This is a genomic window from Allobosea sp. P4_C6 (assembly GCF_056402015.1).
Map to the genome: position 1 here is coordinate 44,393 of NZ_JBFUIF010000002.1, position 13,121 is coordinate 57,513.

Below are 13,121 nucleotides of genomic sequence, written 5' to 3' on the forward strand. Positions count from 1 at the left end.
GAACGGCTAAGCCCGTAACTGCTAGCAGCGGCGTTCGGGGAAGAAACGTCGTCGCCGTGGGGGCTCATGTTCAAGCTTTGGCTTGCGATTGCGACCATTGGCGCCATGGCCGGCGCCGTGGCGATCGCCTGGTATTTCTGCCGGCAGCTGATGCCGCTGGCGCGGCTGATCGACCGCCTCGGCGGCGGGCTCGGCGTCATCGCGAGCTGGCTCGTGCTGCTGGCCTGCCTGGTCAGCGCCGGCAACGCCACGATCCGCTACCTGCTCTCCTATAGCTCGAACGCCTGGCTCGAACTGCAGTGGTACATGTTCGCCGGCATGGTCCTGCTCGGCTCGGCCTATACGCTCAGGGTCAACGAGCATGTCCGCGTCGACCTGTTCTACGGCTCGGTCTCCGATCGGACGCGGCACTGGATCGACCTGCTCGGCGGCGCGGTCTTCCTGCTGCCGATGTGCATCGTGATGATCTGGTTCACCTGGCCGTGGTTCGTCCAGTCCTGGACGCTGAACGAAGCCTCCAACAATGCCGGCGGCCTGATCCGCTGGCCCGTCATCCTGCTCCTGCCCGTCGGCTTCGTGCTGATCCTGCTGCAGGGCATCTCCGAGATGATCAAGCGCGCCGCAGCGCTGCGCGGCTTCCATCAGCACGAATACGCTTACGAGAAGCCGCTGCAATGATCGACACGATCCGCGCCAATCTCGGCCCCATGATGTTCGGGGGGCTGATCGTCTTTCTGCTGATCGGCTATCCCGCCGCCTTCTCGCTCGCGGCCGTCGGCCTGTTCTTCGGCTTCATCGCCATCGAGATGGGGGTCATCACCCATAACTACATGGGCAACCTGACCTTCCAGCTGTTCTCGATCATCTCGAACGACCTGCTGCTCTCGATCCCGTTCTTCACCTTCATGGGCGCGGTGCTGGAGCGCTGCGGCCTGGCCGAGGATCTGCTCGACTCGATCGGCCAGCTCTTCGGCAGCATCCGGGGCGGCCTGTCCTATGCCGTCATCTTCGTCGGCGCGATCCTCGGCGCGATCACCGGCACGGTCGCCGCCTCGGTCATCGCCATGGGCGTGATCTCGCTGCCGGTCATGATGCGCTACGGCTACGACATGCGCCACGCCACCGGTGTCATCGCCGCATCGGGCACGATCACCCAGCTCATCCCGCCTTCGCTGGTGCTCGTGGTGCTGGCCGACGTGATGGGCAAGTCCGTCGGCGACATGTATGCCGGCGCCATCGGCCCCAGCATCGTGCAGGTCGCGCTGTTCTGCATCTGGGTGATGATCCTCTCAATCGTGAAGCCGGCCGCAATCCCGGCCTTGCCGCCGGAAGCCCGCACGCTCCGGGGCTGGGCGCTGGTCTGGAAGTGTATCCGCGGCATCGTCCCCYCCGCCGCCCTGATCTTCCTCGTGCTCGGCACCATCTTCATGGGCCTGGCGACGCCGACGGAAGCCGGCGCGATGGGCGCGGTCGGCGCGCTGGGGCTGGCGGCGCTGTATCGCACGCTGAGCTGGAAGCTGACCTACCAGGCGATGTCCTCGACCATGCGCATCACCGCCATGGTCACGATGATCCTGATCGGCGCGCGTGTCTTCAGCCTTGTCTTCCAGGGCGTGGGCGGCGGCAAGTGGATCGAGCACATGCTCACCGGGCTGCCGGGCGGTCAGGTCGGCTTCCTGTCCTTCACCATGGTGTTCGTCTTCTTCATCGCCTTCTTCCTCGACTTCTTCGAGATCGCCTTCATCATCATCCCGCTGCTGGCGCCGGCGGCGGAGAAGCTCGACATCAACCTGATTTGGTTCGCCCTCCTGATCTGCGCCAACATCCAGACCTCGTTCATGCACCCGCCTTTCGGCTTCGCGCTGTTCTATCTGCGCGGCATCGCGCCGCCGACGGTGAAGAGCCGCGACATCTACCTGGGCTCGATTCCCTGGATCGTGCTGCAGCTCATCCTGGTCGCGCTGATGATCGCCTTCCCGCAGATGGTCACCTACTGGCTGGATAAACCGGTGACGCTCGATCCGGCAGCGCTCGAAAAACAGCTGAATTCGATGCCGTCCTTCGGCACGATCGAGCTGCAGGGGCTGACACCGCCCAAACCGTGAGCCACCGCGCCGAATGGCGAGCGATCGGCGCGCTGCAAAGCAACTCATTCTGAAGAGGCGATCGAGCCCGGCTCGCGCGCGGCGGCGGCACGGAGCGGCGTCCCTGCCAGCGACCAGCCGAAGGCGACGCCCCCACTCAGGACAAGCGTTGCGCCGCTAGGCGAGCCGCGAAGTTCCGGTCGAGCCGGAGGGCTCCTCGTTCAGGCTTCTGCTCTCGGGCCTCTGACGGCCAGCAGCATCGCGTAAGCCAGCATGCCGAAGGCGACGATGCCGAGGAGATTGAGGGCGATGTCGATCTTCATGGCGTGGCCCGAGCGGTAAAAGGTCAATCATTCCTTAACCGCGCTCGATGGGCCGCGCCAGATCAGATGATCTGATACTTACGTCACGCTCTCTGTGGCCAGTTTGAAGGCGTAGGCCAGCGCCGCGAAGCCGATCAGCCCCAGCATGCTAAAGATGTCCATGTCGTCTCCTCGGTGTTCAGCCGGGAGCATGGCCCGCAGGCCCTAAGATTGGCGGATCGATTTCATTCGAATTTTCTGTAATCGCGACGCCCACGCCGGATGGGTGCGGACGTGGAATTCCACTGACAGGCGACGATGCTTCTTGCCTCGGATAGCGGAGGCGCAAATCAGAATGACGCGCCGTCGCCTCCTCGGAATACCTCGTTGAAAAACGAGAACTCCGGAATGAAATCAATGGCGAGCCCGGCTGGATTCGAACCAGCGACCAGCAGCTTAGAAGGCTGCTGCTCTATCCATCTGAGCTACGGGCCCGAGAGGCGAAGGGAAAGCCCCCCGCCTGTCGTCTTCAATGCGTCCACTGACCGACGCGGGTATACTTGAAATTATCGGAGTAGGAGAGCGCGCGGCGTTTGGCCTCCTGAGGCTTCTCGACCCGGAAAGGGATGCCGTTGCGCGTGGCGTAGGCGACCGCGTCCTGCTCGTTGTCGAACCAGAGCTTGAGCTGGCTCTTCATGTCCGAGGATGAGGTCCAGCCCATCAGGGGCTCGATCTCGCGCGGCCGCTCCGGCTCGTATTCGAGCAGCCAGCGTTCGGTCTTGGCAGTGCCGGACTGCATGGCGGTGCGGGCCGGGCGATAGATGCGTGCGGTCATGAAAGCGCTCTGCCGTCACCAAATCTCGTGCAGCTCGCGACGCGAACCGCTTCGTAGATTTGGAACGATGGTCGGGGCACCAGGATTCGAACCTGGGACCCTCTGCTCCCAAAGCAGATGCGCTACCGGGCTGCGCTATACCCCGACGAACCATTCCAAACGTTGCGGTTCGCTATCATGCCACGGGCCAGACCCGCAAGCGAAAGCCGTTGACTGAGGATCGATCAACGCTTGAAAAGCGCGTGCTCGACCTTGTCGCCCGGCTTGAGCCCGAGCTGCTTGCTTACGCCACCGTTGATCTCGAGCACCGACAGCACCGGTTCCCCGGATGGAATCGTGCGGGTCGAGAGCGGTTCCGTCCGTTCGGCGATGCGCGCGATCGTGCCATCGGCCCGGATGAACAACATGTCGAGCGAGATATAGGTGTTCTGCATCCACATCGCGACCGGCTCGCTCGCGCCGAAATCGAACAACATGCCGCGATCCGCCGGCATGTAGTTGCGGTACATCAGCCCTTTCGCGCGCTGGTCCGGCGTGCGCATCACCTCGACCTGCAGAACGTGGCGCGTGCCGCCGCTGACGATGACGAGCGATTCGAGCCCCGAGCCGGCCGCGGCGGGCTGGCTCTGCGCCGCCGCCGGCACAAGCGCGATCAAGGCAAAAAGAACAGCGGCGAAAGCGGTCTTGACGGTATACATCGCGTCCAACTCCATGGCGGCCATCGCCGCGTGTCAGCTCTAGGTGCGGCCGATGGCGAATCTTCGGCAGATGGCAGCGCCGTCTGTCTTCCGGTCAAGTCTTTCGTCATCATATGAATGCGGGATGCCGCTTCCCGTCGCATGACGGCTTTCTTTCGCCATCGGCTTGCGGCAGTTTCGCCCGGCCAAAGAAGCAGGAGATCTGAATGACCGTTGCGCGCCTTCGTCGGCCGATGCACCTCACTGGAACGGCCCTGACCGCCGTCCTCATCGCCTTCGCATCGCCAGTGTGGGCCGCCGATTTCCAGCTCGACAATGTCCGGATCGATCTCGGCAAGCTGGTGATCAATGCGCCGAAGATCGCGATCAAGGGCTCGACGCTGGAAAAGGACGCCTTCCTCGCGCTGTTCAGCGGCAACGCCGGCGATTCGGCGGCGACGCGTGCGGGCCGGTTGACCGCCAGCGAGATCAGCGCGCCGGAGTTGACGCTGGTGCAGACGGTCGGCGACCAGAAGCAGACCACGACCTATCGCGACATCCGCTTCACCGACATCCGCGAGGGCAAGATCGGCCACGGCGAATCGGCGAGCGGCTCGATCGCCGCCGACGGCGCCGCTACCGGCCCGATGAAGGGCGAGCTGAAGCGCACCGCCTTCGACGCGTTCGATCTGCGCCAGAGCGCGCGCGTGCTGACGGAGAAGGCCGCGCCGGGCACCCAGGAGCCGATGCTGCCGCTGATCGGTAATTTCGAGCAGGACGGCTACAGCCTCGACATGGGCAAGGCCGGCAAGATGTCGCTCGGCAGGACCACCGGGCGCGGCTTCGCCGCCAAGGTCGGGCCGGAGCCGCTGCTCGAGGTCATCAGCCAGCTTGCCGCCGCTTCCGAGGAGCTCGAGAAGAAGGATGGCGACAAGGCTGGCGGAAGCGATGCCAAGCCGGCTGGGAAGAGCGACGCCGAGAAGCGCCTCGGCCTGTCCATGCTGTCGCTGTTCGACATGTTCGAATACGGCAGCGGGGAGGCCCGCGACTTCGTCATGACCGTCTCGGCCCCGCCAAAATCCGATGCCAAGCCCGGCGCCAAACCCGACACGGTCGACATGAAGATCGCCCGCATGGCCTTCGGCGAGAGCACGCCGGCCAAATCCGGCTTCGCCCTCGAGGGTTTCCAGTTCAGCTCGGGCCCGGCCAAGGGCGGCGTCGATTCGATCAGCTATTCCGGCTTCTCCTTCGCACCGGTCATCCGCGAGCTGCGGGCAGCGCTGACCGAGCCCGACAAGCCGCTCGACGAGGTCGATTTCCGCCGCTTCATCCCGACGATCGGCACGGTCCGCCTCGCCGGCATCTCGATCGATGCTCCCCCGGTCATCACCGGCAAGGACCCGATCAAGATGTCGCTCGGCACCTTCGAATTGAAGGCCGGCGAGCAGCTCAACGGCATCCCGACCAGCATCGCATTGACCATCGACAAGCTGGTGACCCCGATCGTCGACACCAGCGGCAATCCCGCCGCGAAGGACATGATTGCGATGGGCATCCGCTCGCTCGATCTTTCGGCGAAGCTCGACCTCGCCTGGGAGGCAGCGAAGAACGAGATCGCGATCCGCACGCTGTCGCTCGGCAGCGCCGGCCTCGTCCAGCTCGATGCGTCCGGCACGCTCGGCAACGTCACCAAGGACCTGTTCTCCAGCGATCTCGCCCTCGCCCAGGTCGCCATGCTCGGCGCGACGGCGCGCAACCTGCAGGTCAAGCTGCAGAATTTCGGCCTTGCCGAGAAGCTGATCGAGAACGAGGCGCGCAAGTCGAAGCGCAAGGTCGAGGACGTCCGCCAGCAGTTCACGATGGTCGCCAGCCTCGGCCTTGCCGCGATCCTCGGGCCTTCCGACGCGGCCAAGACGTTGACCGCCGCGGTCGCGCGCTTTGTCGCCAAGCCCGGCACGCTCAATGTCTCCGCGAGCGCCAAGTCGCAGACCGGCCTCGGCCTCGCCGACGTCATCACCATGACCGAGCCGACCGAGATCTTCGACAAGATCGACCTCAAGGCCGATGCTCAGTGAGCTAAGCATTTTCAAGCGAAGTGGACGCCGGTTCGCGTGAAGAAAATGCGACCAACTGACGACGGCGCCGTCGTGCCCGAAGATCGCGACTGGCGCCCGTCCGCCCTGCAAGCCTGGTGGGCGGGACTGTCATCCGTCCCGCGCGGCTGGCTGCGCAAGCGGCTGAACCCCGACAATCAGACCCGGCTGCATCTGGCGCATCTCATCGCCCGGCGGCCGGGCCAGTTCGTCACCGGCGCCTATACCTATGGCCGGCCGAAGGTGCGCTTTCCGGAAAGCGGCGCCAGGCTCGCCATCGGCCGCTACGGCTCGATCGCGGACGGCGTCGAAATCCTGCTCGGCGGCAACCATCGGCTCGACTGGGCGACGACCTATCCCTTTCCGGCCCTGCCGGGCCTCTGGCCTGAAGCCGCGAGCACGACCGGCCACGACACGACGCGCGGCGACGTCCTGATCGGCCATGACGTCTGGCTGGGATCACAGAGCATGATCCTGTCCGGCGTCCGCATCGGCCATGGTGCTGTGGTCGCGGCGCGGGCGGTGGTGACGCGCGACGTGCCGCCCTACGCGATCGTCGCCGGCAACCCGGCGCGCCTCGTCAGGCTGCGCTTCGACGAGGCGACGGTCGCAGCACTCCTCGAAACCCGCTGGTGGGCGCTGCCGCGCGAGACATTGGTTCCACTCCTGCCGCTGCTGATGAGCGAGCGGACCGAGGCGTTTGTCGCCGCGCTCAGGAGCCGCGCAGCAGCCGGCGCTTGACGCCGAGCGCGGGTTTCTCGATCAGGAACCACGACAGGGCGGCGATGACGACGGTCGCGGCGAGCGACGGCCAGAGCAGCGCGGCAGCGCCAAGGCTCGGGAACAGCGCGTGCAGGGTCTGCTGCACCGGCCAGCCATAGAGATAGACGCCGTAGGACAGGTCCGCCGGCGGCTCGAGCGAGCGGCGCGTCAGCGCCGGCGCGAGCGCGAGCACGAGGGAGCCCCAGGCTGTGACAAGGTAGAGCGCAGCCTTGTAGAGCGGGGTGAAGCCAAGTGGCACGAGCGCGAGCACGGCGAGCACCAGCAGCGGCAGCGAGAGCGTCACCCGCTCGCGATAGAGATAGATCACGCCGCCTGCGAGGAAGATCAGCGGCAGGCGAAGCGCGGTCTCCATGCCCTTCGATCCATGTGGTGCCAGCACTTCGCGCAGGACCACCGCCAGCGAGAGCACCACGAGAGCCGCCAATGCGATCCGCGGCTTTGCCAGCAGCCCGGCAATGCCCGCGACGAGAACGCCGAGATAGCACAGCGTCTCGTATTTCAGCGTCCACACCGTCCCCATCGGGAACTGCAGCGGATTGCCTTCGAACACGCCGGGCAGAGCCGCGGCGCTCTTGAAGCTGGTCAGGGTCGCGCTGATGAAGCGCCAGAGTCGCGGGTCGCTGAAATAGGCGGCGGTGTCGAGCGTCGTCATCAGCCCGCCGATCAACAGCGCCACGACCAGCGTCGCCGCGATCAGGCCGGGCGCGATCCGCAACAGGCGCGCCAGCACGTAGTCGCGCCAGCCGCGGCGCAGGAAGCTCATCGTGACGAGAAAACCCGAGATCGCGAAGAAGCCGTTGACCGCATGCTCGCCCAGCGTGAAGCCGGTGGTCTGGAACCAGGGCTCCTGCTCGACCCGTCCATCGGTGACGCTGAAGGCATGCGATATCACCACGGCCACCGCCATCACCAGCCGCAGCAGCCCGAAATTGTTGTGCGGATGAGCGAGCGCCTCGGCGACGCGCGGGGCACGCCCGATCATGGCAACATCTCCAGCCCCTCATGCGCCAGCGCCGTATCGCCGCGCCGCCAGGCCCGCGCGCCCGCAACCGAGCCGGCATGTGCGTAAAGCTTCTCGCGGTTGAGCAGCAGCCCGTAGCCCACCGCCTTGCCGAGGTTCTCCAGCATCCGAGCTGCACCCGGCTCCCGCAGGCCGTATTTGCGGGCGATGTAGCGCTCCGACCAGGCGAGATGCCAGCGCGCCTTGAAGCGGCGTTGCGGCGACGGCGTGCTTGAGCGGCCACGACCATGCCGCGCCTCCGCCTCGTGGACATGGATCAGCGAATGGCCGGCATCGCGCATGCGCCGGCACAGATCGTCATCCTCGTAGAACAGGAAGATCGCCGGATCGAAACCGCCAAGCGCCATGAACAGCTCGCGCCGGATCAAGAGGCAGGCGCCCGAAAGGAAAGGCAGGCAGGCATCGCCCTCCGGCACGGCCATGGCCCCGCTGCGGTTGAGATGATCAGGCGAGAGCAGCGAGCGCGGCTGCAGGAAGATCCGCCCCGACGGCTCGACGATGCGCGGCGCCAGCATGCCGGCATCGGGATACCGCTCGGCTGCAGCAAGCAGCGCCGCAGCAGCCCCGGCGCCCAGCTCCAGATCCGGATTGACGATCAGCACAAATGGAGTTTCGGCTGCCGCGATACCGATGTTGTTGCCGCGCCCATAACCCTCGTTGCGGGCATTGGCGATGACGCTTGCGCCCTTCTTTGCAGCGATGTTCCGGCTCTCGTCGCCGCTTGCATTGTCGACGACGATCGCCGGCACGCCCTCCCCCGCCAGCGCATCGAGGCAGGCCGGAAGGACCTCGGCGCTGTCATAGCTGACGACGATGGCGGTGATGGCGGCGGCGGGCATCGCGGCCTTGTGGCCTCGTCATGTCGCCGGACGCAAGCGAATTTCAGAGCACGCCACGTTTCCAAGGCAACGCGCCGTCATTCCGGCGTGGGTCCGTCCGTAACCAGCAGGCTCTAGCGGCGGGCGAGCGTGCCGATCTCGCCCTGCACGCGCTCGCGCTCGCTCGCGTCGCAGCGATGCGGCGCCTTGTAGGATTTCACAGCATAGCCGGCATTGGCCTCGACGAAGCGCTGTCGATCCTGCCGGTCGAGCCGGGCGATGATCCGGCTGCGGTCGACACGCAGGCCGCAATCATAGGCGCGCGAAACCGTCGCGGCGGCATATTCGACCGTGCCAGGCAGCGACCCCGCCACGGTCGTGCAACCGGCAAGGCCTATAAGCAGAAGCCCGGTGGCGAATGGCTTGATGGTCGTCATTGGGCGTGGCAGCAGCTCAGGAGGCGTCGAAATTTCCGGCGCGGATGCGGCCCATCCGCTCCTTCAGCTCGGCCCGTTCCTCAGCCGTGCAGGGCTCTGGACGGATGCCCTGATTGATCGTCTCGGCTTCGGAGACGCTGATATAGGCCGAGCGCGCCGCGGCCAGCTGCTCGTCGCTCGCCCCGCGCGCCTTCTCGGCCGAGAGGAAGCGATCGAGCGTCGCACGCTGCGGTGTTCCGGCCCGGCAGGCGCTCGCCCGCGACACCGTCGTCGCCAGCGCCGAGGCGCGTCCGGCGCTGGTGTCGGCATGGCCGGCGACGCAGGCGCCGAGCGACAGCGCAAGGAGGCAGGCGAGCGGAAGCGCCCGCCCGGTAGGCAGAGAGGCCATCGATGTCAGCCGTTCTTCTCGGGAGCGTTGATCCGCAGATGCGCCTCGCGAAGCTGCTTGGGCGACGCCTCGGCCGGTGCCCCCATCAGCAGGTCGACCGCCTGCTGGTTCATCGGGAAGAGTGCGACCTCGCGCAGGTTCGTCGCGCCGGCCAGCAGCATGATGATGCGGTCGATGCCGGCCGCCATGCCGCCATGCGGCGGGGCGCCGTACTGGAACGCGCGATACATGCCGCCGAAGCGCTCGACCACCGTCTCCTCGCCATAGCCTGCGATCTCGAAGGCCTTCACCATCGCCTCGGGGCGGTGGTTGCGGATGCCGCCGGACGCCAGCTCGTAGCCGTTGCAGGCAATGTCGTACTGGAAGGCCTTGAGCGAGAGCGGGTCTTCCTCGGTCAGCGCCTTCAAGCCGCCCTGCGGCATCGAGAAGGGGTTGTGCGAGAAATCGACCTTCTTCTCGTCTTCGTTGTACTCGAACATCGGGAAGTCGACGATCCAGGCGAAGGCGTAGGCGTTCTCGTCGATCAGCCCAAGCTCGGAACCGACCTTGTTGCGGGCGTTGCCGCCAAACTTGTAGAACTTCTCCGGATCGCCCGCGACGAAGAAGCAGGCGTCGCCGCCCTTCAGCCCCATCTGCGCGACGATGGCAGCGACCCGCTCCGGCCCGATGTTGTTGGCGATCGGCCCCTGGCCCTCGCCGTCTTCCTTGATCATCAGGTAGCCAAGACCCGGCTGCCCCTCACCCTGCGCCCAGGAGTTCATCCGGTCGCAGAAGGCTCTGCTGCCGCCGCCCGGCGCCGGGATAGCCCAGACGCGGTTCTTCTCGCCTTCGAGGATGCGCGCGAAAACCTTGAAGCCCGAACCGCGGAAATGCTCGGAAACGTCCTGCATGATGAGCGGGTTGCGCAGGTCCGGCTTGTCGGAGCCGTATTTGGCGATCGCCTCGGCATAGGGGATGCGCGGCCAGTTGCGGGTGACGGATTTGCCCTCCGCGAACTCCTCGAACACCCCGGTGATGACTGGCTCCATCGTCGCGAAAACGTCCTCCTGCTCGACGAAGCTCATCTCGACGTCGAGCTGGTAGAACTCGCCGGGCAGGCGGTCGGCGCGCGGATCCTCGTCGCGAAAGCAGGGCGCGATCTGGAAGTAGCGGTCGAAGCCCGCCATCATCAGGAGCTGCTTGTACTGCTGCGGCGCCTGCGGCAGCGCGTAGAACTTGCCGGGATGCAGGCGGCTCGGCACGAGGAAGTCGCGCGCGCCTTCCGGCGAGGACGCGGTCAGGATCGGGGTCTGGAATTCGGAGAAGCCCGAATCCTTCATGCGGCGGCGCATGGAGTCGATGACCTTGGTGCGCAGCATGATGTTGTTGTGCAGCTTCTCACGACGCAGGTCGAGGAAGCGGTATTTGAGGCGGGTATCCTCGGGATATTCGAGATCGCCGAAGACCGGCAGCGGCAGTTCGGCCGAAGGACCGAGCACCTCGATCCCTGTCGCGAAGACCTCGACCGCACCGGTCGGCAGATTGGCGTTCTCGGTACCGGCGAGACGGGCCTTGACCTTGCCGTCAATGCGCACGACCCATTCCGAGCGCAGTGTCTCGGCATCGGCGAAGGCCGGAGAATCCGGATCGATCACGACCTGCGTCATGCCGTAATGGTCGCGCAGATCGATGAAGAGCACGCCGCCATGGTCGCGGATACGATGGCACCAGCCGGACAGGCGCACGTTCTGGCCGATGTCGCTCTCACGGAGCGCGCCGCAGGTGTGGGAACGATAGCGATGGAGGGTCACGGGATCGGTCTTTCGGAAATGCGTCGGGTGCCGGCGCGAACGCCAGCCGAAACTTGAGGCTAACCACACGCGCGGGCGCGGAATGTCAAGAACGCCCGCGACATGCGGCCTCGCTGTCTGCTAAGAGCCGAAAGCCATGCATCTGATCTCCGACACCGCTGAACTCTCCGCCGCCTGCGATCGCCTTGCCGCCCATCCCTTCGTGACGGTCGACACCGAGTTCCTGCGCGAGACGACCTATTATCCGAAGCTGTGCCTGATCCAGCTGGCTTCGCCGGAAGAGGCGGTTCTGGTCGACCCGCTGGCGCCGGATCTCGATCTCGCCCCCTTCTTCGGGCTGATGGTCAACGACGCCGTGGTGAAGGTCTTCCACGCCGCCCGGCAGGATCTCGAGATCGTCTGGCTGCTCGGCCGGGTGCTGCCCGTCCCGCTATTCGACACGCAGGTCGCCGCCATGGTCTGCGGCTATGGCGACTCGGTCGGCTACGAGCAGCTCGCCAACGACCTCGCCAAGGCCCGCATCGACAAGTCCTCGCGCTTCACCGACTGGTCGCGGCGCCCGCTGACCGAGGCTCAGTTTTCCTATGCCGAGTCGGACGTCACCCATCTCCGCGATATCTACCTCGCGCTGCAGGCCGATCTCGATGCCAGCGGCCGCGAGAGCTGGGTTGCCGAGGAAATGGCGGTGCTGAGCTCGCCCGGGACCTACGAGGTCAAGCCGGAGAATGCCTGGCTTCGCCTGAAGGGCCGCGTCCGCAAGCCGCGCGAGCTGCCGGTCCTGATGGAGCTCGCCGCCTGGCGCGAGCGGGAGGCGCAGACCCGCGACGTGCCGCGCCAGCGCGTGCTGAAAGACGACGCGCTGATGGATATCGTCCAGCGCGGCCCGCGCACCACGGAAGGGCTGGCGGAATTGCGCTCGGTCCCCAACGGCTTCGAGCGCTCGCGCAACGGCGCCGAGGTCCTTGCCGCGATCGAACGCGCCGCGGACATCGATCCGAAGACCGTGCCTCGGCTGGAGCGCGAGCGCGGCCGGCCGACCAACGGTGCCGTGCTCGACCTGCTCAAGGTGCTGCTCAAGGCGGTTGCCGATGCCGAGCGCGTCGCGCCGAAGATCATCGCCACCAGCGACGACCTGGAGGCCATCGCGTCCGACGAGCTTTCGGACGTGCCCGCGCTCAAGGGCTGGCGACGGGAGGTCTTTGGCGAGAAGGCGCTGGCACTCAAGAACGGCTCGCTCAGCCTGCGCGTCCAGCGCGGGCGTGTCGTGGTGAGCTGAAGGACTCGGCCCAACCTAAATAGAGCGCTACATAGGTCTAAATTTCGTGCTATATAAAACTCCTGCTTCAGGATAGCCGGAGGTCGGACCATGCAACGTGTCGAAGCGGAGATCGCGGTCAGCGTTTCCGATCTCAAGAAGAATCCGACCGCCGTCGTCGCCGGCGCGCGGGGCAACCCCATCGCGATCCTGAACCACAATCGTGTCATGGCCTATGTGGTACCCGCCGAGACCTATGAGGCGATGATGGACGCGCTTGACGATCAGGCGCTCATAGAGGTCGCCAAGGCGCGGGCGAACGAGAAGAGCGAGCCCGTCAGCCTTGACGACCTATAGGCTCGCATTCCTGCCCTCGGCACGGAAGGAGTGGGACAAGCTTGGCGCGACCCTGCGCGAGCAGTTCAAGAGGAAACTGGCCGAGCGGCTGATGAATCCTCGCGTGCAGGCCGATGCTCTTCACGGCATGCCCGACCATTACAAGATCAAGCTACGCGCCGCCGGCTACCGGCTGGTCTACCGTGTCGAGGACGAAGCGGTTACGATCGTCGTCGTCGTGATCGGCAAGCGCGAACGCTCGCGGGTCTATGAAATCGCAAGGAAGCGCTGACGACTCTACT

The 13,121-nt window shown here is 65.8% G+C and carries 14 protein-coding genes and 2 tRNA genes; 7 read left to right on the forward strand and 9 right to left on the reverse strand.

Annotation, left to right across the window (positions count from 1 at the left end; genetic code table 11):
- Positions 1 to 105: 105 nt before the first annotated feature.
- Positions 106 to 678, forward strand: coding sequence for a TRAP transporter small permease subunit (locus AC1DVA_RS01895; RefSeq protein WP_265054853.1), 573 nt, complete (start codon positions 106 to 108; stop codon positions 676 to 678).
- Complete coding sequence (locus tag AC1DVA_RS01900) at positions 675 to 2,105, forward strand: TRAP transporter large permease (RefSeq protein ID WP_476804796.1); 1,431 nt, start codon at positions 675 to 677, stop codon at positions 2,103 to 2,105. Before AC1DVA_RS01895 ends, AC1DVA_RS01900 begins: the two co-directional genes overlap by 4 nt.
- 699 nt (positions 2,106 to 2,804) lie before the next feature.
- Here AC1DVA_RS01900 and AC1DVA_RS01905 read toward each other — a convergent pair.
- From AC1DVA_RS01905 to AC1DVA_RS01920, 4 genes are all read right to left on the reverse strand, one after another.
- A tRNA-Arg gene (locus AC1DVA_RS01905) sits at positions 2,805 to 2,881 on the reverse strand.
- A 34-nt stretch (positions 2,882 to 2,915) separates the two neighbouring features.
- Positions 2,916 to 3,221 (reverse strand): ETC complex I subunit, encoded by a 306-nt coding sequence (locus AC1DVA_RS01910; RefSeq protein WP_265053987.1) that lies wholly within the window; start codon positions 3,219 to 3,221, stop codon positions 2,916 to 2,918.
- Positions 3,222 to 3,289: 68 nt separating this feature from the next.
- Positions 3,290 to 3,366 (reverse strand) — tRNA-Pro (locus tag AC1DVA_RS01915).
- A gap of 79 nt (positions 3,367 to 3,445) precedes the next feature.
- Positions 3,446 to 3,919, reverse strand: a complete 474-nt coding sequence (locus tag AC1DVA_RS01920; RefSeq protein WP_265053988.1) for a DUF192 domain-containing protein — start codon at positions 3,917 to 3,919, stop codon at positions 3,446 to 3,448.
- Positions 3,920 to 4,125: 206 nt separating this feature from the next.
- On the opposite strand from AC1DVA_RS01920, the gene AC1DVA_RS01925 reads away from it, so the two are divergent.
- Entirely contained in the window at positions 4,126 to 5,973 is a 1,848-nt protein-coding gene (locus AC1DVA_RS01925; protein WP_476804797.1) for a hypothetical protein, read from the forward strand.
- A gap of 45 nt (positions 5,974 to 6,018) precedes the next feature.
- Positions 6,019 to 6,732 (forward strand): CatB-related O-acetyltransferase, encoded by a 714-nt coding sequence (locus tag AC1DVA_RS01930; protein ID WP_476804798.1) that lies wholly within the window; start codon positions 6,019 to 6,021, stop codon positions 6,730 to 6,732.
- Here AC1DVA_RS01930 and AC1DVA_RS01935 read toward each other — a convergent pair.
- The 5 genes from AC1DVA_RS01935 to aspS all read right to left on the reverse strand — a co-directional run bounded on the left by AC1DVA_RS01935 (position 6,704) and on the right by aspS (position 11,228).
- Positions 6,704 to 7,756 carry an acyltransferase family protein gene (locus AC1DVA_RS01935; protein WP_476804799.1) on the reverse strand — a complete coding sequence of 351 codons (1,053 nt, stop codon included), beginning with the start codon at positions 7,754 to 7,756 and terminating at the stop codon, positions 6,704 to 6,706. The genes AC1DVA_RS01930 and AC1DVA_RS01935 overlap by 29 nt on opposite strands.
- Complete coding sequence (locus tag AC1DVA_RS01940) at positions 7,753 to 8,634, reverse strand: glycosyltransferase family 2 protein (protein ID WP_476804800.1); 882 nt, start codon at positions 8,632 to 8,634, stop codon at positions 7,753 to 7,755. Before AC1DVA_RS01940 ends, AC1DVA_RS01935 begins: the two co-directional genes overlap by 4 nt.
- A gap of 113 nt (positions 8,635 to 8,747) precedes the next feature.
- On the reverse strand, positions 8,748 to 9,050 hold the full coding sequence (locus AC1DVA_RS01945; RefSeq protein WP_265053992.1) for a hypothetical protein: 303 nt from the start codon (positions 9,048 to 9,050) through the stop codon (positions 8,748 to 8,750).
- Between the two features lie 16 nt (positions 9,051 to 9,066).
- Complete coding sequence (locus AC1DVA_RS01950; RefSeq protein WP_265053993.1) at positions 9,067 to 9,438, reverse strand: hypothetical protein; 372 nt, start codon at positions 9,436 to 9,438, stop codon at positions 9,067 to 9,069.
- A gap of 5 nt (positions 9,439 to 9,443) precedes the next feature.
- On the reverse strand, positions 9,444 to 11,228 hold the full coding sequence (gene aspS, locus AC1DVA_RS01955) for an aspartate--tRNA ligase (RefSeq protein WP_265053994.1): 1,785 nt from the start codon (positions 11,226 to 11,228) through the stop codon (positions 9,444 to 9,446).
- A 136-nt stretch (positions 11,229 to 11,364) separates the two neighbouring features.
- Between aspS and rnd the strand changes: the two genes are divergently transcribed.
- The 3 genes from rnd to AC1DVA_RS01970 all read left to right on the forward strand — a co-directional run bounded on the left by rnd (position 11,365) and on the right by AC1DVA_RS01970 (position 13,111).
- The gene (gene rnd, locus AC1DVA_RS01960; RefSeq protein WP_476804801.1) at positions 11,365 to 12,504 is read left to right on the forward strand and encodes a ribonuclease D; all 1,140 of its coding nucleotides are present in this window, start codon (positions 11,365 to 11,367) and stop codon (positions 12,502 to 12,504) included.
- A 90-nt stretch (positions 12,505 to 12,594) separates the two neighbouring features.
- Complete coding sequence (locus AC1DVA_RS01965; protein ID WP_476804802.1) at positions 12,595 to 12,840, forward strand: type II toxin-antitoxin system Phd/YefM family antitoxin; 246 nt, start codon at positions 12,595 to 12,597, stop codon at positions 12,838 to 12,840.
- A complete protein-coding gene (locus tag AC1DVA_RS01970) occupies positions 12,827 to 13,111 on the forward strand; it encodes a type II toxin-antitoxin system RelE family toxin (protein WP_476804803.1) in 285 nt (94 codons plus the stop codon). Before AC1DVA_RS01965 ends, AC1DVA_RS01970 begins: the two co-directional genes overlap by 14 nt.
- The last annotated feature ends 10 nt before the right edge of the window (positions 13,112 to 13,121 follow it).

Coding starts and splice junctions, on each gene's coding strand:
- AC1DVA_RS01895 (WP_265054853.1), top strand. CDS start 106: ATGGCCGGCGCCGTGGCGATCGCCTGGTATTTCTGCCGGCAGCTGATG.
- AC1DVA_RS01910 (WP_265053987.1), bottom strand. CDS start 3,221: ATGACCGCACGCATCTATCGCCCGGCCCGCACCGCCATGCAGTCCGGC.
- AC1DVA_RS01920 (WP_265053988.1), bottom strand. CDS start 3,919: ATGTATACCGTCAAGACCGCTTTCGCCGCTGTTCTTTTTGCCTTGATC.
- AC1DVA_RS01925 (WP_476804797.1), top strand. CDS start 4,126: ATGACCGTTGCGCGCCTTCGTCGGCCGATGCACCTCACTGGAACGGCC.
- AC1DVA_RS01930 (WP_476804798.1), top strand. CDS start 6,019: ATGCGACCAACTGACGACGGCGCCGTCGTGCCCGAAGATCGCGACTGG.
- AC1DVA_RS01935 (WP_476804799.1), bottom strand. CDS start 7,756: ATGATCGGGCGTGCCCCGCGCGTCGCCGAGGCGCTCGCTCATCCGCAC.
- AC1DVA_RS01940 (WP_476804800.1), bottom strand. CDS start 8,634: ATGCCCGCCGCCGCCATCACCGCCATCGTCGTCAGCTATGACAGCGCC.
- AC1DVA_RS01945 (WP_265053992.1), bottom strand. CDS start 9,050: ATGACGACCATCAAGCCATTCGCCACCGGGCTTCTGCTTATAGGCCTT.
- AC1DVA_RS01950 (WP_265053993.1), bottom strand. CDS start 9,438: ATGGCCTCTCTGCCTACCGGGCGGGCGCTTCCGCTCGCCTGCCTCCTT.
- rnd (WP_476804801.1), top strand. CDS start 11,365: ATGCATCTGATCTCCGACACCGCTGAACTCTCCGCCGCCTGCGATCGC.
- AC1DVA_RS01965 (WP_476804802.1), top strand. CDS start 12,595: ATGCAACGTGTCGAAGCGGAGATCGCGGTCAGCGTTTCCGATCTCAAG.